The sequence below is a fragment of the Massilia sp. IC2-477 genome (assembly GCF_020707265.1).
GTDB lineage: Bacteria > Pseudomonadota > Gammaproteobacteria > Burkholderiales > Burkholderiaceae_D > Telluria.
Window position 1 is genome coordinate 208,208 of the sequence record NZ_JAJFEQ010000004.1, and the last position, 16,971, is coordinate 225,178.

The window sequence follows — 16,971 nt, forward strand, 5'->3', positions numbered from 1 at the left end:
GGCAATCCGATGAAACTGTCTCACTCGCTCGCCCTGACGCTGCCTCTCGCGTCCAGCTGGGCCACGGCCGCCGACCTGTCGGTCAAGTTCGAGGTCCCGCGCCTGAACGTGGCGGAATACCACAAGCCCTATGTGGCGATGTGGGTGGAGAAGGCCGACCAGGCCGTGGCTGCCAACCTGGCCGTGCTGTACGACGTGAAGATGAAGAACCGCGAAGGCGAGAAGTGGCTGAAGGACCTGCGCTCCTGGTGGCGCAAGGCCGGGCGCGACGCCGCCATGCCGATTGACGGCGTCAGCGGCGCGACCCGGGCGCCGGGCGTGCACACCATGAAGTTCGACGGTGCGCGCTTCGGCCTGGACAAGCTGCCGGCAGGCGACTACACGCTGGTGGTCGAGGCCGCGCGCGAATCGGGTGGCCGCGAAGTGGTCAAGGTCCCGTTCAACTGGACCGGCAAGGGCAAGGTCGACGCCAATGCGGCAGGCAAGGACGAACTGGGCGCCGTGGCGCTCCAGATCCAGTAAGCGACAGACAGACAAACGACAACAGGAGAATCCCATGCAACTCAAGCGCCTCAGCAAGACCCTCGCCCTCGGCCTGATCGCCGCCACCCTGTCGATGACGGCCCAGGCCCACAACGCCTGGCTGCTGCCGAACAGCACCATGATCGACGCGAAGGAAGCCTGGGTCTCGCTCGACGCCGGTATCTCGAACCAGCTGTTCGAGTTCAACCACGCGCCGCTGCGCCTGGACAGCCTGATGATCACCGATCCGGACGGCGTCACGACCAAGGCCGAAGGCGCGGTGCTGGGCAAATTCCGCAGCACGCTCGATCTGCGCCTGCCGAAGGACGGCACCTATCGCCTGGCGATCGTCAACAATAACGTCATGGGCAGTTACAAGTTGAACGGCGAAACCAAGCGTTTCCGCGGCGCCCAGGGCAGCCCGCAAGTGCAGGTCCCGGCCGGCGCCACCGAAGTCCAGACCACGCAGGTGCAGACCCGCCTGGAGACCTTCGTCTCGGCCAACAAGATGAACGAGACCGCCCTGAAGCCGAGCGGCAGCGGCCTGGAGATGATCCCGGTCACCCACCCGACCGACCTGCGCGTCGGCGAGCCGATCAAGGTGCGCTTCCAGCTCGACGGCAAGCCGGCGGCCAACCTGGCGTTCAGCGTGACGCCGGGCACCGCCAAGTACCGCGGCGCCTCGGGCGAACAGCGCCTGACCACCGACGCCAAGGGTGAAGCGAGCTTCACCGTGCCGGCAGCGAACATGTACTGGCTGAACGCTTCCTTCCCGGGCGGCGAACGCGGCGCCCAGCAGGCACCCGCCGCCAAGCGCTACACCTACGCGGCGACCTTCGAAGTCCTGCCGCAATAAGGAGCGGCAAGCGGCATGCGCGACGTCCTGGTACCCCACGCGATCGAGCTCGCGCTGCCGCCCGCCGGCAGCCGCCTGTGCAAGGCGGAAGGCCGTTCGATGGGCACGACCTGGTCGGCCCGGATGCTGGTCCCGCCCGGCCTTGACGCCGACCTGGAAGCCCAGCTCCAGCGCGAGCTGAACGAGATCGTGGCGCAGATGAGCCACTGGGAAGAAGCGTCCCTGCTGTCGCGCTACAACCGCGCGCCGGGCGGCAGCTGGCATGCGCTGCCGCCGCAGTTCTTCGAGGTGCTCGACTTCGCGCTCCAGGTCCATGAGGACACGGCCGGCGCTTACGATCCGGTTGCCGGCGCCCTGGTCAACCTGTGGGGCTTCGGCCCGCGGGCGCGCCACGACCACAGCGGCTTCGCAGCGCCCGGCGCCGCGGCCCTGGCGGCTGCGCTGGCGCGCCGTGCGCAGGCCGTGCCCCAGCTCGACCGCGCCGGCCGCCGCCTGCTGCAGCCGGGCGGCGCCATCCTCGATTTCTCGTCGGTCGCCAAGGGCTACGGCGTCGATCGCCTCGCCCTGTGCCTGGAACGCCTCGGCGTGCGCCACTACCTGGTGGAGGTCGGCGGCGAACTGCGCGGCGCCGGCGTCAAGCCGGACGGCGAACCCTGGTGGGTCGAGATCGAAGGGGTCCCTGACGCCAGCGCCACACCGCAGCCCGTGGTGGCCCTGCACGGCCTGGCGATCGCCACCTCGGGCGACTACCGCAGTTACTTCGAGCAGGGACAGCAGCGCCTTTCCCATACCCTCGACCCGCGCACCGGCCACCCGATCGCCAACGGCGTCGCATCCTGCACCGTGGTGGCCGGCGCTTGCATGACGGCCGATGCGCTGTCCACCGCGCTTACCGTGATGGGCCCCGATGCGGGCATCGCCTTCGCCGACGCGCGCGGAGTCGCGGCGCGCTTCCTGGTGCGCATCGACGGCGGCCTGTGCGAACACGTGTCCGCCGCCTGGCGCGAACTGCTGCAATGATGTTCCCCACCGATCCCGTACGCTGGGGCAGCGCCCTCGCCCTCTCCGGCGCCTACCTGGCGATGTGCCTGGCGATCTGGCGCGCCCGCGCCGCGCGCGGCCAGGTCGCTACGGGGGAAGCCGACTGGCTGGTGGTGTACGCGAGCCAGACCGGCAGCGCCGAATACCTGGCCGCGCGCACGGCCGACACCCTGAACACGGGCGGCGTGTCGGCGCGCGCCGTCTGCATGTCCGAGCTGCCGCCCGGCGCGCTGGCCGGGAGCGGCCGCGTCCTGTTCATCGCCAGCACCTACGGTGAAGGCGACGCCCCCGACACGGCCGCGCGCTTCGCCGGCGAAACCATGGGCACGGCGCCGGACCTCTCGCAGCTGCACTACGCCGTGCTGGCGCTGGGCGACAGCAGCTATGCCAACTACTGCGGCTTCGGCCGCGCGCTCGACGCCTGGCTGGGAGCGCACGGCGCCACGCCCCTGTTCGAGCGCATCGACGTCGACCGCGGCAATGTAGACGCGCTGGCTGCATGGCAGCACCATATCGGGCGCCTGGCCGGCACCGCCGACGCGCCCGACTGGGAAGCACCCGCCTACGGCGAGTGGCGCATCCTGGAACGCGAGCTGCTCAACCCGGGCAGCGCCGGCGCCCCACTGTACCGCATCGCGCTGGCGCCTGTGGAAGGCGCACTGCCGGCCTGGGAAGCGGGCGACCTGGCCCAGCTCAGCGCACCGCTCGACCCGGAGCACCCGCGCGAATACTCGATCGCTTCGCTCCGTTCCGAAGGCCGGCTGGAACTGATGGTGCGCCTGCAGCGGCGCGAGGACGGCAGCCTGGGCGCAGGCTCGGGTTGGCTGTGCGAAGGCGCGACGATGGAGGATGCGATCCGGCTGCGCGTGCGTGCGCACCAGCGCTTCCGCCTGAATGGCAATGCTGCCCGTCCGTTCATCGCGATCGGCAACGGCAGCGGCCTGGCCGGCCTGCGCGCGCTGCTCAAGTCGCGCATCGACGCCGGCAAGGGCGACAACTGGCTGCTGTTCGGCGAGCGCAATGCCGCCCACGACTCCCTGCTCCGCGACGAATTGCAGGGATGGCTGGACGACGGCTGCCTGGCCCGGCTCGACCTCGCCTTTTCGCGCGACGGATCGGCGCAGCGCTACGTGCAGCACCTGGTGCGCGAACACGCGAACGCACTGCGCAGCTGGGTGGAAGAAGGGGCCGCGATCTATGTCTGCGGCAGCCTGCAGGGGATGGCCGGCGGCGTGCACGACGCCCTGGGCAACGTGCTGGGCGCCGAGCAGCTCGACGCCCTCGCGGCCGAGGGCCGCTACCGCCGGGATGTCTATTAGGTAAGGTGCTTGTCGGCTCCGATCCCGGACTCGATGATGATGCCGGCAACTATCACCGCGTGGGCGGAATATCCGCCCACCCTACGGTTCAGCGCTTGTCGTTCTTGTGGCTCTGCGAGCCGGCCTTGGCGTGCTGCTCAGGCGAACCGCCGCGGGTATTGCCGCCGCTGCTTGCCTGATTACCGCCACCCCCCTGGCCGCCGCCCTGGCCACCGCTCTGCTGGTTGCCGCCACCACCGCCGCCATGGCTCAGCGAGCCTGCGCGGCGTGCTTCTTCCGAAGTGAACTCGTGCGCATTGCCAGACGCGTGTGCGGCACGACCGCCTTCGGATGCGATTTCACGTTGCCTCTGCGGGTCCATCGATGCGAAACCGCGGTTGCTGGTGTCGCCGCTCTGCTGGTTGCCGCCCTGCTTGCCGCCTTTGTTGCCGCCTTGGTTATTCGATGCCATAGTTGCCTCCGTTCATGTTGAAAGACCAGCCGGAAGTGGCTGAGACGGGTTCATCCTAGCCAAGGCGAACCCATCCGACCACGGAGTTTCGGCACACGTTTTGTAGGACCAGGCCTTGCCAGACCTTGCGTCTGCTCCGTCAAACTTAGAGAAATTGATTGTTCAATATTTTCTATTTTGACCATGTTTAGAATAGGATGATCGTGCTATAGCGATTCACGAAACAAGCCTTCCCCTTCCACGTAGTCTTACGCTGACCCGACATTGTGAAATTTTCCATCGGCCACCGCCTGTTTTTCTCGGTCCTGCTCGCCATCCTGGCGGTGGCGGCCAGCGCCGTCTACCTGCTGCGCCAGAACGTGCTGGCGAGCTTCGGCGACTACGCTGTCGGTATCGAGCTCGACCGCCTGGACGAATTGTCGGGGGCGCTGGCGGCGCGCTACCAGGTTCAGGGCGGCTGGCAATTCCTGCCGGAGGTTGAGGCGCGGCGCGGCTGGGTCGCCGGTGAATTGCGGCGCCTGCAGGATGAGCGCCGGCGCCGCCCGGTCGTGGTCCCGGCGCCTCCTCCGGCCCCCGCGCTGCCCGTGGTGTCGGCGGCGCCGCTGGCGGGCGCACGTATGGGCACAACCGTGGCACCGGCCCCCGCCGCTCCACCGGCCCCGCCGGCGCCACCAGCTCCTCCCGCACCGCCGCTGTCGCCGCCGCTCCTCGATGCCCCGCGTGCCAACGGCGCTACCTACGATCTGCCCTATCGCATCACCCTGCTCGATGCCGACGGCAACTACCTTGCCGGCCGCGAGCCCGGTTCGATGCCGCTGGCCACGCGCCCTATCGAGGTCGAGGGCCGCACGGTCGGCCAGCTGGGCGTTGCGCCAAGCCAGCGGCCGAGCGACGCCATGGCCCTCGCTTTCCTCGAGCAGCTGCGCAGCAGCCTGTGGCTGATCGTGCTGGTGGCGGTGGCCCTGAGCGCGCTTGCCGCGGTGCTGCTGGCGCGTCACTTCCGCCTGCCGATCCGGCAGCTTGCCGGCGGCGCTGGCGCCCTGGCCGGCGGCCGCTACGACGTGCGCTTGCCCAGCACGCGCAGCGATGAACTGGGCGAGCTGGCCCGCCACTTCAATGCGCTCGCCGGGCAGCTGCAAGGTGCGGAAAGCGCACGCCGCCAGTGGGTAGCCGACACCTCGCACGAATTGCGCACCCCGCTGGCCGTGCTGCGCGCCCAGCTCGAAGCGCTGCAGGACGGCGTGCGCAGCGCCACGCCCGAGACCCTGGACGCCATGCTGCGCCAGGTGCTGGCCCTGAACAAGCTGATCGACGAGCTGTATGCGCTGGCGCGCGCCGACGTTGGGGCGCTCGACTGCAAACCGGTGCCGCTCGACCTGTGGGCGTACGCCGGCAGCCAGGCCCAGGGTTTCGCCGGGCGCCTGGAGGCGGCCGGGCTGGCGCTGGAGCTGGGCGCGCCGCCACCGGCGCCGATCGTGCTGGCCGACCCCGACCGCCTGCGCCAGGTGCTCGACAACCTGTTCGAGAACAGCCTGCGCTACACCGCGCCGGGCGGGCGCATCCTGCTCCATGCACGCGCCGACGGCAAGCGGTTGCAACTGATCATCGACGACAGCGCGCCCGGCGTGCCGGACGATGCCCTGGCGCGCCTGGCCGAACGCTTCTACCGCGTCGACGCCTCGCGCAGCCGCGCCCACGGCGGGGCGGGCCTCGGTCTCGCGCTGTGCCGCCGCATCCTCGAAGCGCAGGGCGGCAGCCTCGACTTCGCCCATTCGCCGCTGGGCGGACTGCGCGTGATCGTGTCCCTGCCGTGTCCGGGAGACGCGGCATGAGCCAGGCCATCATGATCGTCGAGGACGAACCGGAGCTGGCCGCCCTGGTCGCCGACTACGCGCGCGCGGCCGGCTATGTGCCCGAGGTCTTCGGCGACGGCGCCGTCGCGCTGGAGGCAATCCGCGCCAGGCCGCCGGCCCTGGTCGTGCTCGACCTGATGCTCCCTGGCCTGGACGGCCTGTCGCTGTGCCGCGCCCTGCGCGAGGGCGGCAAACCGGGCAGCGAACTGCCGGTGATCATGGTGACGGCGCGGGTCGAGGAAATCGACCGCCTGCTGGGTCTCGAAGCCGGGGCCGACGACTACCTGTGCAAGCCCTTCAGCCCGCGCGAGCTGATGGCGCGCATCAAGGCCATCCTGCGCCGCGCCGGCGGCACACCGCCCGCGCGCGTGCTGGCGGTCGACGATGCGGCCCGGCGCGTGCTGGTGCACGGCCAGCCGCTCGACCTGACCCCGAGCGAGTTCGCGATCCTGGCCACCCTGGCGCGCCGTCCGGGCCAGGTGTTCTCGCGCGCCCAGCTGCTGGACGCCGCGCGCGCCGACAGCCTGGAGGCCACCGACCGCGCCATCGACAGCCACATCAAGAACCTGCGGCGCAAGATCGACGCCGCCGCGCCCGGGCTGGAGGCCATCCGCTCCATCTATGGGCTCGGCTACCGCTGCGACCTGTAGCCGGCCGGCTCCATCTTTTCTCCACATTCGGCGTGCAGGATGTTGTTCATGGCCCGCCGCACCGGTGCGGGCCGCAGCCAGGGAGACCACCATGAAGAACAAGACCATTGCCATCATCGCCCTGCTGGGCTGCGTTGTCGCCTCGAGCGCCGTGCAGGCCGGCGTGCACGTCCACTACAAGTGCGAATCGACCGTGAAGGGCAAATGCCCGCCGCCCCCCGCTCCGCCTGCACCGCCGGCCCCACCCGCTCCTCCGGTGCCACATGCGCTGCCAGACGGCTCGCTGGCACCGCCAGCCCCTCCAGTCCCGCCGGTGCCGCCGGAGCCACCAGCGGTCGAGCTTCCGGAAGTGCCCGCCGCCGCCCACGCGGCCTGCGCCGGCAAGGCCGAAGGCGCCCGCGTCACCCACGTGCTGCGCAAGGGAGAGACCATGAGCGGGGTATGCGAACGCGAAGGCGGCAAGAACGTGTTCCAGCTGCGCGAATACCGCGTCCACGACTGACAACACGCAGGACGGCTCGACTTGGCGGTCTAGATCATTTATTCTAGATCCATGACGACTCCCGACGTTCCCGCCAAGCCGACCCCGTCCGAACTGGAAATGCTGCGCCTGCTGTGGCAACTCGGCCCTGCTACCGCGCGCCAGGTGCACGAGGCGGCGGTCGACACGCGGCCCGACATGGCCTATGCCAACGTGCTGCGCCTGCTGCAGGTGATGCATGCCAAAGGCCTGCTCACCCGCGACGAAAGCACCCGCGCCCACGTGTATGCGCCAGCCCAGCCGCAGGACAGCCACCAGTCCAGTCTGATCAAGGACCTCATCCACAAGGCCTTTTCCGGTTCCGGCAAGGAGCTGGTGCTGGCCGCCCTGCGCGGCCATGTCAGCAAGAAGGATCGCGAGGAAATCCAGCGGATCCTGAATGGCGACGGCGAGCGCGGCGACTAGGATGGCCCGCCCACGCCCCGTCCCGCCCGTGCAGCCCGAACTCGAGGACTGCTGCCGCAGCGGCTGTGTGCCCTGCGTGTTCGACCTCTACGAGGAAGCGCTGGCGCGCTACGAACAGGCGCTGGCCGCCTGGGAAGCCGAGCAGGCCGCCCAGGCCGGACCGCATACGCTGGATCCGCACTAGAGCGGCCCGAAACCTTCGGCAATCGCCTTGAAGGTAATCCCCTCGTTCGCCTGGTAGTTGCCTGTCTCGGGATGGAAACAGGGCATCACATCCGAGCCACCATGGTGCAGCGCGATCACCCGCCAGTTTTCATTGAACACCGGACTGCCCGAGCTGCCCGGCTCGGTCGGCGTGCGGTAATGCAGCAGCCGGCGCACCTCGTCGTAGGCCAGCAAGGTGCTGTCGTGTAGTGCGATCTGCAGGGCGGCGCCGCTGGGATGGCCGACCACGTAGGCCTTCGAGCGGCCGTTGATCAAGGGCAGTGCGGTGGCGACGCCCAGCCCCTTGGCCTCGACAGGCAGCCCTTCCAGCTCGGCGATCGTGACGTCCAGGTTCTCGCTGAGCGGCCCCGGCATCCCGAGCTCCCCCGGCGGGGAGGTGTAGATTACCCGCTTGATGGGGTAATACACCAGTTTTCCGTCTCCATCGCGCGGCCCGAGTTCAAAGGACACCAGCGCGTCATCGCGGGGGAGCGCGCCACTCACCTCCTCGCTCAGCACGTGGGCGTTGGTAACGAACAGCACCGAGGGCTCGCCGGGAGGCGGCGCTGAACGCTGCACCAGGAAACCCGTGCCCATGCGTGCGCCGGTCGTCCTGGACGAAATGCAGCCGACTGACTTGCAGGCCTTCAGCAGGGTATGGATCGTGTCGACCGAGAAGGCGCCTTGCTGCGAAAACACCCGCTCCAGCTGCTGCGACTTGCGGATATCCTCGGCATCAAGCGCGGTGACCGACAGCGTCGAGAATTTCTGCACGAGCTGGCGGGCCAGGATACGCGCCAGGCGGTCCTGGCATCGCTCGGCATCGTCGAATGGCCGCGCACCCCAGATCTCGCGCAACTGGCGCTCGTAGCTTTCGAGCGCGAAGGGCGTGCACCCAGGCGCATGCATGAATCGGTACAGCCAGAACTCGGCTTCGTCGCAACGGTTCGCCGCCAGGGACAGCTCGGACATGATCGCCAGGTTCCAGAAGCACTGCGATGCGACCGGCCGTACCTGCGATTCCAGCTCCTCCACCAGCTCCTTCAGGTCAACGGTGCGGAATGCCAGGCGTTCGGCCTCGGCCCGCGCCAGCAGGGCCACAGCATTCACACCGAGCCAGGCACGCCTCCCTTTGTCCTCGCAATAGCCGTCGTAGTAGGACCAGAATGCGGTCTCGAGGGCCTTGTGCTGGCGGGACGCGACGAAGCGCTGCTTGGCGACCCGTCCCTGCAGGCCCCTGGCTTCGCTTAATTCCAGGCCTTCGACCGGCGCCTGCTCGCTGGGCGTGAGCTCGTCAACCAGCTCACGCAGCAAGGCGTCCGCTGCGTCGAGCATGCCCAGGTTGATCTGGGCTTGCGCCAGGTGGCGCCGCACGGTCGGGTCGGTGTTGCCGAGCGCGGTCCAGCCGCTGGCCAGGTTCCGGCACGCTTCGTAGTTGCGGTACTTGTTCAGGGTGCCGCAGGCAGTAGCGACCTGTTCCGCAGTCAGGCCCGGTGCGGTCCTGGCGCGTTCCACCAGGACGGAGACGGCTTCGGCGACTTTCCAGGGCTCGGCACAGATGGACTCGCCCCGCAGGATGGCATCCGCGAGCGTGGACATCATTGCACACCCGGTGCGCGATCGAGGGCGGCGGTCAGCTCGGCGCGGAATTTCACACCGGCCAGGTAATGGGTGATCGTATGCCGCCAGCTGCCCCAGTTCGATTCACGGATGTCTTTCACCGACCTGTCCTTGAAGGGCCGGTAATCGTTGGCGAAACGCGGATCGGGACCGCAGATGGGATCGAGGGGATCATAGATATTCACCCAATGGTCCACACGCTCGGGAAAATCGGGGCCGCCGCGTTCCGGCGCCAGTTCCGCCTGGACTTCCCTCACGCCGAGCGGCGAACCGAGCGTGATCAGGGTACTGACCCGTGGACAGGTCTTGACGTTGCGCAGCAGGTCATAGGCCACCATCGTGCCCATGCTGTGCGAGACGATCACGACTTTATCCGCGATGGCTAGGGCGTGATTGACGTCATCGAGCAGGCGCTGGCGCAATGCTTCCCGCACCATGAAGCGTGCGCCATCCGGACGAACGTATTCTTTATTGAAGAGGAAATAGTAGGCCTCCATCGCCGCCTTCTTGATGATCGCCTCACGGATGCGGCGAGGAACGAAGCCGGCCACCTCGTAACCGGTCGGAAGCGCCGCCTCGTCGGGCACCTTATCGTCTTCCAATGCAAGATTGGCCGCCAGCTTGGATTCCAGCATCTCCAGGAAATAGGCCTCGCGCGGGGTAACGGGAATCGGCGGCTCGCGACCGGACTCGACCTCGGTCAAGCCCTGCGAATTCAGTTCCAGGCCGGCCTGCTTCACCGGATTCTGCTCGAAGTAGGACTGCAGATCTTTCTCGTAGTCTAGGCCGTAGAAGACGTCCGCGTAGTAGGACATGATCGTGGGAGCGTCTTCCGTATCCAGGTTCATGCCCTTGTTCGATTCGCCGAAGACGTTGGGCATGGGGTTGTCCCGGAGCAGGGCCCAGTGCCAGATCTTGAGAAGTTCATCCTTCTCCGGCTTCTTGGCCAAACCATGGATGAACACGACTGCAGCGCGACTCTTGGCCATCACATCCCCCTGTTGGCATATGAATATTTACACGCTTTCGATAGCATTATTGCAGCAACGCAGCCCGACAAAAAGTTATTCTTTCTACCACTTCGGAGAGAGCCGGAGGCACGATGGGGCGGGCATCCTGGCGCAAGGAATGGCAGAGATACGCCGGGTTTGACACCGGTGTTGTTGGTAGAGTTCGAATCCGATGAGGTGTCTGAACCGCCTCCCACCACCCCTACCGCACGCTTGAGTCCAGAACATTAGCATTTTGATTACAATGGGACTCATCGGTATCAGTACGGAGGGGATATGTTTGACATGGATCTTCCCTGGTGGGAATTCATCGTACGCGGGCTAGCCGTGTACCTGCTCCTGCTGGTCATGGTGCGCCTGTCCGGGCGCCGCACCGTGGGCCAGTTCACGCCTTTCGACCTGCTGGTCGTCATGCTGCTGTCGGAAGCGGTGTCGAATTCGCTCAACGGCGGCGACGATTCGCTGGTCGGCGGCCTGATCGCCGCGGCAACGCTGGTGGCCATCAATTCCCTCGTCGCCCTGCTCACCTCGCGCAACGCCAGCATCGAAAAACTGGTCGACGGCAGCGCCGTGCTGATCGGCCGCGACGGCGTCTTCTTCGACAAGGTGGTCCGCAACTGCCGTCTGTCGGAATCGGACATCGAGGAAGCCCTGCGCGAACACGACTGCCCGCGCCCGGAAATGAAATGCGCCTTCCTGGAAGCGGACGGCGAGATCACCATCCTGCGCAATCCCCACTAGGCGCGCCTCAAGCCAGCAGCGCCGCCGATTTCACCTGCACCCAGGCCGGGCTGCCCGCCGCCAGGCCGAGCTCGAACAGCGCCCGGCGCGTGACGCGGGCCAGCAGCGCGGTCTGCCCGCAGCGCACGCGCACCAGGACCTGCGATGGATGGCTGTCCGGCGCGATCGATTCGACGACACAGGGGAAGTGGTTCTGGATGCTGGTGTCCCGCGGCTCGCGCGTGGCCAGGCTGACGTCGCGCGCCATGATCCGCAAGCGCACCTGCTGCCCGAGCGGGATGCCGCCGTCGCGCAGCCAGAACGATCCACGGTCGACATCGATGCGCGCCAGCTGCCACTGCGCACTGCGTTCGGCGACCACGCCGTGCACCAGCGCGCCCGCCTCCTCTCCCTCGAGCACGGGGACATCGATGGCAGACAGCACGTCTTCCACCGGACCGTCGGCCTTGACCCGGCCACCTTCCAGCACCACCAGGTAATCGGCCAGGCGCGCCAGCTCGTCGACCGAGTGGGTCACGTACAGCATCGGGATCTTCAGCTCCGCATGCATCTTCTCGAGCCAGGGCAGGATCTCGTGGCGGCGCGCGGCGTCCAGGGAGGCCAGCGGTTCGTCCAGCAGCAGCAGGCGCGGCGTGGCGGCCAGGGCGCGCGCGATCGCCACCCGCTGGCGCTCCCCGCCGGAGAGCTGGCCCACGCGGCGCCGCAGCAGGTGCCCGATCCCGAGCAGCTCGACGGCTTCCCCGAGTGCCGCAGCGGCGCCCGGCGCGCGGCTGCGCTTGCGGCCGTAGTCGAGGTTGCCCTGCACGTCGAGGTGGTCGAACAGGCTCGCTTCCTGGAACACGTAGCCGAGCGCACGCCGGTGGGTCGGCAGGAACACGCCGGCATCGTCGTCCTGCCAGGTCTCCCCGCCCACCACGATGCGCGCGCGCCCGCTCGCCTCCAGCCCGGCGACGCCGCGCAGCACGCTGGTCTTGCCGGAACCGGAACGGCCGAACAGCACGGTGATGCCGCTGCCAGGCAGGCGCAGGTCGACGTCGAGCCTGAAGTCGGCGCGCGGCAGCGCCAGCCGGACCTGGAAATCCCGGCTCACGGCAGCACCCGCGCCGGGCTGCGGCGCAGCGCCCCCAGGACCAGCAGCACCACGAAGCTGAACAGCAGCATGCCGCCCGCCAGCCAATGGGCCGACGCGTATTCCATCGCCTCGACGTAGCCGTAGATCTGGGTCGACACGACGCGGGTGCTGCCGGGGATGTTCCCGCCGATCATGAGCACCACCCCGAACTCGCCCACCGTGTGGGCGAAGCTCAGGACAGCGGCGGTCAGGATGCCGCTGCGGGCCTGCGGCAGCGCGACGCTGAAGAAGGCGTCAAGCGGCGAGGCGCCGAGCGTGGCCGCCACTTCCATCGGGCGCCTGCCCATCGCCTCGAAGGCGTGCTGCATGGGCTGCACGGCAAAGGGCAGCGAGTACACGATCGAGCCGACGAGCAGGCCCGTGAAGGTGAAGGACAGCACGCCCAGGCCCAGGGCCTGGGTCAGGCGGCCGAGCGGCCCGTCGGGACCGAGCGCGAGCAGCAGGTAGAAGCCGAGCACGGAGGGCGGCAGCACCAGCGGCATCGTCACCAGGGCCGACACCGGCGCCCGCCAGCGCGAGCGCGTGCGCGCCAGCCACCAGGCCAGGGGCGTGGCGACCAGGAGCAGCAGCACGGTGGTCGCGCTGGCCAGCTCGAAGGTGAGCCGGATGGCCTGCCAGGCTTCCTTCTCGATCGGCATCGCTCAGCGCACCGGCGGGAGATCGTAAGCATAGGACCGGATCAGCGCCCGCGCCTTGTCGCCCTTCAGGTACTGCACCAGGGCGCTCGCCGCCGCGCTGTTCCTGCCCTTGTCCAGCAGGATGGCATCCTGGCGGATCGGCGCGTGCATCGCGGCCGGCACGACCCAGGCCGAGCCTTCCTTCAGCTTGCCGTCGGCGTAGACCTGGGACATGGCGACAAAGCCCAGCTGGGCATTGCCGGTAGCGGCGAACTGGTAGGCCTGGGCGATGTTCTCGCCGTGCACCAGCCTTGGGCGCAGGGCGTCGAGCAGGCCAAGCCGGCCAAGCAGCTCGTAGGCCGCGGCGCCATAAGGAGCCAGCTTCGGATCAGCGACCGCCAGGCGTTCGAACCTGCCGGTCCTGAGCACCCCGCCCTGGGCATCGACGACACCCGCCTGGCGGCTCCACAGCACCAGCCTGCCGATGGCATAGGTGAAGCGTCCCGTGCCCCGGCCTTCGCGCTCCAGCCGGGCCGGCGTTTCGTCATCGGCCGCCAGCAGCACGTCGAACGGCGCGCCATGTTTCACCTGGGCGTAGAACTTGCCGGTCGAGCCGACCGACACCACCGCCTTGTGTCCGGTCTCGGCTTCGAACATGGAGGCGAGCTTCTGCATCGGCGCCGCAAAGTTGGCGGCCACCGCCACCTGGACTTCGCCGGCCTGCGCGCCCAGGGGCAGCGCAATGGCTGCCAGCAGCAGGCCGATGCATCGTTTCATGTTCATTCGCTATTCCTTGTTTGAATAGCGAAACTGTAGCACAAACCGCCCTCCGCTATTCATCCGGAGAATAGCGCCGGGATCGGCGTCCTGCTACCATAGGATGCATGAACAAGCGAACCCTCCCCCTGGACGAGGTCCTGGGCTTCCAGGCCGGCGACAAGCGCATCGACATCCTGCGCCGGGTCGGCCAGGCCGGTTCCATCTCCGAAGCCGCGCGCGCTGCCGGCGTGAGCTACAAGGCGGCCTGGCAGGCACTGGAAACCCTGGCCAACCTGGCCGGCACGGCGCTGGTGGAAAAGGCGGTCGGCGGCAGCGGCGGCGGTGGCGCCACCCTCACTCGGGCCGGCGAGCGCGTGCTGGAGGCGGCCGACGAGATGGCGCGCGCACGCCAGCACATCCTCGCGCGCTTCGCGCTGGGCGACGCCAGTGGCCGCGCCGCGTTTGCGCTGCGCACCAGCATGCGCAACCAGTTTCCGTGCGCGGTGGGATCGATCGCGTCGCGCGCGGGACAGGTACGGGTGCAGCTCTTACTGGCGGGCGGCAGCGTCCTGCATTCCCGCATCACCCGCGAAAGCGCTCAGCTGCTGGGCCTGCAGCGCGGCATGGAGGTGCTGGCCTTGTGCAAGGCGACAGCGGTCCAGGTGGCCGGCCACATCGATGCATCGACGCAGGAGAATGTCCTGGCTGGCGAGATCGTCCGTGCCAGCCGCGACGCCAGTGGCGGAGAAGCGACACTGCGCCTGCCCGGCGGGGTGCAACTGGTCGGGTTCAGCGGCCCGCACGCAGCCTTGCGGGCCGGTTCGCCGGCGATGGCCGCCATCGACGAAGCCAGTGTGGTCATCGGCATGCCGCACTGATCTTTTTCTTACGCACTTATTCCTGAGGCACTTTTATTACCCGTACGGTGTGGACCGTGCGGAATCTGTTGCGCTACTTTTTTCTGCAGCACACCCGCCGGGTGTGTCCCGGGATCTTTCCTAGTCAGGAGGACTGCCATGAAAAAAGTACTGACGGCGCTTGCGCTGGCCGCTTCCACGGCGGCGCTCGCACCTGCGGCCCAGGGCGCCGACATCTACCGTGCCGTGTCGAGCGGCCCGGCCGAGTCGCCGCCCAACGGCTCGCCAGGCTCGAGCGTCGCGACCTTCGAGATCGACGGTTCGCTGCTGCGGGCCGAGGTTCCCTTCCGCGACCTGCTTGCCGGAACCACCGTGGCCCACATCCACTGCTGCACGACTGAAGCCTTCACCGGCGTCGCGCCCCCGGCCATCACGCTGGTGGACTTCCCGATGATGGTCACCGCCGGCGACTATTCGTACACCTTCGACCTCGGCGACCCCGCGGTCTACGAGCCGGCCTTCCTGGCGTCGTTCGGCGGCACCCCGACAGCGGCCAGCGCGGCGCTGCTCGATGCCATAAACGGGAACCAGGCTTACCTCAACATCCACACGACCCAGTACCCGAACGGCGAAATCCGCGGCTTCGTCGTGGCTGCGCCGATTCCGGAACCGGCGACCTGGGGGATGCTCGGGGCCGGCCTGCTGGGACTGGCGGTGCTGTCGCGCCGCCGGCCCAGCGAGATCAGGTGAGCGCCGCGCCTTCGCGCCCGGCCAGCAGCTGGCTCCAGGCCGGTATCGCCGTGCGCCAGAAGGCGTCCAGCGATGCCGGCTTTTCCAATGGCAGGCCGAGGAAGCGTGCGGCCTGCAGCAAGGCTTCCAGCGCCGCCGCTTCGTCCCCCGGCGCCACCGCCAGCGCACCGGTCTGCTTCGACAGCTTCTCGCCGTTCTCGTTGCGCACCACCGGCACGTGCAGGTAGCGCGGCGTCGGCACCCCGAGCACGCGCTGCAGGAAGATCTGGCGCGGCGTGGAGTCGAGCAGGTCGGCCCCGCGCACGACGTCGGTGACGCCCTGCTCGGCGTCGTCCACTACCACCGCCAGCTGGTAGGCCCAGAAACCGTCGGCGCGCTTCAGGACGAAGTCGCCCGACTCGCCGTGCAGGCGCTGCGTGATCTCGCCGGCGAATCGGTCGGTAAAGCCGATCACGTCGTAGCCTGGCTCGGGCACGCGCAGGCGCAGGCTGCGCATGCTGCGGCCCTCCTGCAGGCCGAAACGGCAGGTGCCGGGGTAGATCGCGGCGCCGTCCGGCGCGACGCCCAGGCGCGAATCGGCGATCTCGCGCCGGTTGCAGCCGCAGGGATAGGTATGGGCCGCGATGGTGTCGGCGGCGGCCTGGTACAGGTGCTTGCGCCGGCTCTGCCAGACGATCTCGCCGTCGGCATGCATGCCGAGCTGGGCCAGCAGCGCCAGGATGCCTTCGGCCGCACCTGGCACGCTGCGGCCCTCGTCGATGTCTTCAATTCGCACCAGCCAGGTCCCGTGGTGGGCGCGCGCGTCGAGGTAGCTGGCCAGGGCGGCCACCAGCGAGCCGGCGTGCAGCGGACCGGTGGGCGATGGGGCGAAGCGGCCGATGTAAGTGATGTTCTCTTGCTTCATCCGGCAATGATACCCGTAGGGTGGGCGGGTTTCCCGCCCACGCGGTGATAGTTGAAGGCAAGATCATCCGGCACGATAGCGGAGCCGCTGCTTATCACCGCGTGGGCAGCAGAGCTGCCCACGCTACTTTCCTTCGGCAATCAGCTTGGTGACCTTGCCCGCCACCTCGTTCGGCACCGCCATCGACAGCTGGTAGTGCACGATCTCGAAGCCCTTGGCCGTCTTGCGGATCACCCCGCTCGCCATGCACGGCCCCATGTTTGGGGTATCGAGCAGCTCGTCGAACCAGATCACCGACTTGTCGGGCGAGGCGTACACGTTGCGGCGGGTGGCCTTGAAGCTCCAGGCGGACTTGCGTTCGAAAAACTTCCTGGCCCAGGCCTTGAACTCGTCGCGCCGCCACAGCTCGGTACGGTCGGTGCCGATATAGACGCCGTCCTCGGCCATCTTGTCGAAATAGGCCATGCGCGCGTGCGCCGCGTCGTCGTGCCATTCGTCGACAAAGGCATTGACCTGTTTCGTCAGAACAGCATCGGTGGCGGCATGGGCAGTGGCGGACAGGCTCAGGGCCAGGCAGGCGGCGGCAAGGATTCGTTTCATGGTCTCTTTCGGTAGCGTTGTCATCAAACCGTCAAACGCCCCCACGGTAATGCAAAGCAGACACTTTGCCAACGCTGCCACCCCTGTTCCCTTAGCTCGTTCTTAACGCGTTCTTAACAGTCGCCGCTCTACCCTTCCT

Annotated in this window: 20 protein-coding genes; 12 read left to right on the top strand and 8 right to left on the bottom strand. The window is 68.2% G+C overall.

What is annotated here, in order from left to right; all coding sequences use genetic code 11:
• Nucleotides 1–9 precede the first annotated feature (9 nt).
• From LK542_RS09735 to LK542_RS09750, 4 genes are read left to right on the top strand one after another with little or no spacing between them, the layout of a single operon-like run.
• Complete coding sequence (locus tag LK542_RS09735) at nucleotides 10–522, top strand: DUF2271 domain-containing protein (RefSeq protein ID WP_227811751.1); 513 nt, start codon at nucleotides 10–12, stop codon at nucleotides 520–522.
• 34 nt (nucleotides 523–556) lie between these two features.
• Nucleotides 557–1,378, top strand: a complete 822-nt coding sequence (locus LK542_RS09740) for a DUF4198 domain-containing protein (RefSeq protein WP_227799026.1) — start codon at nucleotides 557–559, stop codon at nucleotides 1,376–1,378.
• Between the two features lie 15 nt (nucleotides 1,379–1,393).
• The gene (locus LK542_RS09745) at nucleotides 1,394–2,398 is read left to right on the top strand and encodes an FAD:protein FMN transferase (RefSeq protein ID WP_227811752.1); all 1,005 of its coding nucleotides are present in this window, start codon (nucleotides 1,394–1,396) and stop codon (nucleotides 2,396–2,398) included.
• Nucleotides 2,395–3,738, top strand: coding sequence for a sulfite reductase subunit alpha (locus tag LK542_RS09750; protein WP_227811753.1), 1,344 nt, complete (start codon nucleotides 2,395–2,397; stop codon nucleotides 3,736–3,738). The genes LK542_RS09745 and LK542_RS09750 overlap by 4 nt, the downstream gene beginning before the upstream one ends.
• Nucleotides 3,739–3,826: 88 nt before the next feature.
• Here the strand turns inward: LK542_RS09750 and LK542_RS09755 are convergent, their stop codons facing one another.
• The gene (locus LK542_RS09755; protein WP_227811754.1) at nucleotides 3,827–4,189 is read right to left on the bottom strand and encodes a KGG domain-containing protein; all 363 of its coding nucleotides are present in this window, start codon (nucleotides 4,187–4,189) and stop codon (nucleotides 3,827–3,829) included.
• Between the two features lie 266 nt (nucleotides 4,190–4,455).
• Here LK542_RS09755 and LK542_RS24935 point away from each other — a divergent pair, with 266 nt between their 5' ends.
• The 5 genes from LK542_RS24935 to LK542_RS09780 all read left to right on the top strand — a co-directional run bounded on the left by LK542_RS24935 (nucleotide 4,456) and on the right by LK542_RS09780 (nucleotide 7,822).
• A complete protein-coding gene (locus LK542_RS24935; protein WP_227811755.1) occupies nucleotides 4,456–6,021 on the top strand; it encodes an ATP-binding protein in 1,566 nt (521 codons plus the stop codon).
• Nucleotides 6,018–6,692, top strand: coding sequence for a response regulator (locus LK542_RS09765; protein WP_227811756.1), 675 nt, complete (start codon nucleotides 6,018–6,020; stop codon nucleotides 6,690–6,692). The genes LK542_RS24935 and LK542_RS09765 overlap by 4 nt, the downstream gene beginning before the upstream one ends.
• A gap of 91 nt (nucleotides 6,693–6,783) precedes the next feature.
• Nucleotides 6,784–7,194, top strand: a complete 411-nt coding sequence (locus LK542_RS09770) for a hypothetical protein (RefSeq protein ID WP_227811757.1) — start codon at nucleotides 6,784–6,786, stop codon at nucleotides 7,192–7,194.
• 51 nt (nucleotides 7,195–7,245) lie between these two features.
• A complete protein-coding gene (locus tag LK542_RS09775) occupies nucleotides 7,246–7,638 on the top strand; it encodes a BlaI/MecI/CopY family transcriptional regulator (protein WP_227811758.1) in 393 nt (130 codons plus the stop codon).
• A gap of 1 nt (nucleotide 7,639) precedes the next feature.
• Nucleotides 7,640–7,822, top strand: a complete 183-nt coding sequence (locus tag LK542_RS09780; RefSeq protein ID WP_307728959.1) for an oxidoreductase-like domain-containing protein — start codon at nucleotides 7,640–7,642, stop codon at nucleotides 7,820–7,822.
• Here LK542_RS09780 and LK542_RS09785 read toward each other — a convergent pair.
• Both LK542_RS09785 and LK542_RS09790 read right to left on the bottom strand, forming a co-directional pair.
• Nucleotides 7,819–9,444: a serine protease gene (locus tag LK542_RS09785; protein ID WP_227811759.1), complete on the bottom strand. Its 1,626-nt coding sequence runs from the start codon at nucleotides 9,442–9,444 to the stop codon at nucleotides 7,819–7,821. The genes LK542_RS09780 and LK542_RS09785 overlap by 4 nt on opposite strands.
• Nucleotides 9,441–10,451, bottom strand: coding sequence for a triacylglycerol lipase (locus LK542_RS09790; protein ID WP_227811760.1), 1,011 nt, complete (start codon nucleotides 10,449–10,451; stop codon nucleotides 9,441–9,443). Before LK542_RS09790 ends, LK542_RS09785 begins: the two co-directional genes overlap by 4 nt.
• Before the next feature lie 297 nt (nucleotides 10,452–10,748).
• Here LK542_RS09790 and LK542_RS09795 point away from each other — a divergent pair, with 297 nt between their 5' ends.
• Nucleotides 10,749–11,213: a DUF421 domain-containing protein gene (locus LK542_RS09795; protein ID WP_227799037.1), complete on the top strand. Its 465-nt coding sequence runs from the start codon at nucleotides 10,749–10,751 to the stop codon at nucleotides 11,211–11,213.
• A 7-nt stretch (nucleotides 11,214–11,220) separates the two neighbouring features.
• On the opposite strand, the gene modC is transcribed toward LK542_RS09795, so the two are convergent.
• The 3 genes from modC to modA are packed head-to-tail and all read right to left on the bottom strand — an operon-like array spanning nucleotide 11,221 to nucleotide 13,739.
• Nucleotides 11,221–12,303: a molybdenum ABC transporter ATP-binding protein gene (gene modC / locus LK542_RS09800; RefSeq protein ID WP_227811761.1), complete on the bottom strand. Its 1,083-nt coding sequence runs from the start codon at nucleotides 12,301–12,303 to the stop codon at nucleotides 11,221–11,223.
• Nucleotides 12,300–12,983, bottom strand: a complete 684-nt coding sequence (gene modB, locus LK542_RS09805; protein WP_227811762.1) for a molybdate ABC transporter permease subunit — start codon at nucleotides 12,981–12,983, stop codon at nucleotides 12,300–12,302. Before modB ends, modC begins: the two co-directional genes overlap by 4 nt.
• 3 nt (nucleotides 12,984–12,986) lie before the next feature.
• Nucleotides 12,987–13,739 carry a molybdate ABC transporter substrate-binding protein gene (gene modA / locus LK542_RS09810; RefSeq protein WP_227811967.1) on the bottom strand — a complete coding sequence of 251 codons (753 nt, stop codon included), beginning with the start codon at nucleotides 13,737–13,739 and terminating at the stop codon, nucleotides 12,987–12,989.
• Between the two features lie 107 nt (nucleotides 13,740–13,846).
• Here modA and LK542_RS09815 point away from each other — a divergent pair, with 107 nt between their 5' ends.
• Both LK542_RS09815 and LK542_RS09820 read left to right on the top strand, forming a co-directional pair.
• The gene (locus LK542_RS09815; protein WP_227811763.1) at nucleotides 13,847–14,599 is read left to right on the top strand and encodes a TOBE domain-containing protein; all 753 of its coding nucleotides are present in this window, start codon (nucleotides 13,847–13,849) and stop codon (nucleotides 14,597–14,599) included.
• Nucleotides 14,600–14,737: 138 nt separating this feature from the next.
• On the top strand, nucleotides 14,738–15,328 hold the full coding sequence (locus tag LK542_RS09820) for a CHRD domain-containing protein (protein WP_227811764.1): 591 nt from the start codon (nucleotides 14,738–14,740) through the stop codon (nucleotides 15,326–15,328).
• Here the strand turns inward: LK542_RS09820 and gluQRS are convergent.
• Both gluQRS and LK542_RS09830 read right to left on the bottom strand, forming a co-directional pair.
• Entirely contained in the window at nucleotides 15,321–16,232 is a 912-nt protein-coding gene (gene gluQRS / locus LK542_RS09825; RefSeq protein WP_227811765.1) for a tRNA glutamyl-Q(34) synthetase GluQRS, read from the bottom strand. The genes LK542_RS09820 and gluQRS overlap by 8 nt on opposite strands.
• A gap of 123 nt (nucleotides 16,233–16,355) precedes the next feature.
• Complete coding sequence (locus LK542_RS09830; RefSeq protein WP_227811766.1) at nucleotides 16,356–16,832, bottom strand: nuclear transport factor 2 family protein; 477 nt, start codon at nucleotides 16,830–16,832, stop codon at nucleotides 16,356–16,358.
• Nucleotides 16,833–16,971: the final 139 nt, after the last annotated feature.

Bases quoted from the DNA above. Each gene is read 5' to 3' on its own strand.
- LK542_RS09735 (WP_227811751.1), top strand. From the start codon at position 10: ATGAAACTGTCTCACTCGCTCGCCCTGACGCTGCCTCTCGCGTCCAGC.
- LK542_RS09740 (WP_227799026.1), top strand. From the start codon at position 557: ATGCAACTCAAGCGCCTCAGCAAGACCCTCGCCCTCGGCCTGATCGCC.
- LK542_RS09745 (WP_227811752.1), top strand. From the start codon at position 1,394: ATGCGCGACGTCCTGGTACCCCACGCGATCGAGCTCGCGCTGCCGCCC.
- LK542_RS09750 (WP_227811753.1), top strand. From the start codon at position 2,395: ATGATGTTCCCCACCGATCCCGTACGCTGGGGCAGCGCCCTCGCCCTC.
- LK542_RS09755 (WP_227811754.1), bottom strand. From the start codon at position 4,189: ATGGCATCGAATAACCAAGGCGGCAACAAAGGCGGCAAGCAGGGCGGC.
- LK542_RS09765 (WP_227811756.1), top strand. From the start codon at position 6,018: ATGAGCCAGGCCATCATGATCGTCGAGGACGAACCGGAGCTGGCCGCC.
- LK542_RS09770 (WP_227811757.1), top strand. From the start codon at position 6,784: ATGAAGAACAAGACCATTGCCATCATCGCCCTGCTGGGCTGCGTTGTC.
- LK542_RS09775 (WP_227811758.1), top strand. From the start codon at position 7,246: ATGACGACTCCCGACGTTCCCGCCAAGCCGACCCCGTCCGAACTGGAA.
- LK542_RS09780 (WP_307728959.1), top strand. From the start codon at position 7,640: ATGGCCCGCCCACGCCCCGTCCCGCCCGTGCAGCCCGAACTCGAGGAC.
- LK542_RS09785 (WP_227811759.1), bottom strand. From the start codon at position 9,444: ATGATGTCCACGCTCGCGGATGCCATCCTGCGGGGCGAGTCCATCTGT.
- LK542_RS09790 (WP_227811760.1), bottom strand. From the start codon at position 10,451: ATGGCCAAGAGTCGCGCTGCAGTCGTGTTCATCCATGGTTTGGCCAAG.
- LK542_RS09795 (WP_227799037.1), top strand. From the start codon at position 10,749: ATGTTTGACATGGATCTTCCCTGGTGGGAATTCATCGTACGCGGGCTA.
- modB (WP_227811762.1), bottom strand. From the start codon at position 12,983: ATGCCGATCGAGAAGGAAGCCTGGCAGGCCATCCGGCTCACCTTCGAG.
- modA (WP_227811967.1), bottom strand. From the start codon at position 13,739: ATGAAACGATGCATCGGCCTGCTGCTGGCAGCCATTGCGCTGCCCCTG.
- LK542_RS09815 (WP_227811763.1), top strand. From the start codon at position 13,847: ATGAACAAGCGAACCCTCCCCCTGGACGAGGTCCTGGGCTTCCAGGCC.
- LK542_RS09820 (WP_227811764.1), top strand. From the start codon at position 14,738: ATGAAAAAAGTACTGACGGCGCTTGCGCTGGCCGCTTCCACGGCGGCG.
- gluQRS (WP_227811765.1), bottom strand. From the start codon at position 16,232: ATGAAGCAAGAGAACATCACTTACATCGGCCGCTTCGCCCCATCGCCC.
- LK542_RS09830 (WP_227811766.1), bottom strand. From the start codon at position 16,832: ATGAAACGAATCCTTGCCGCCGCCTGCCTGGCCCTGAGCCTGTCCGCC.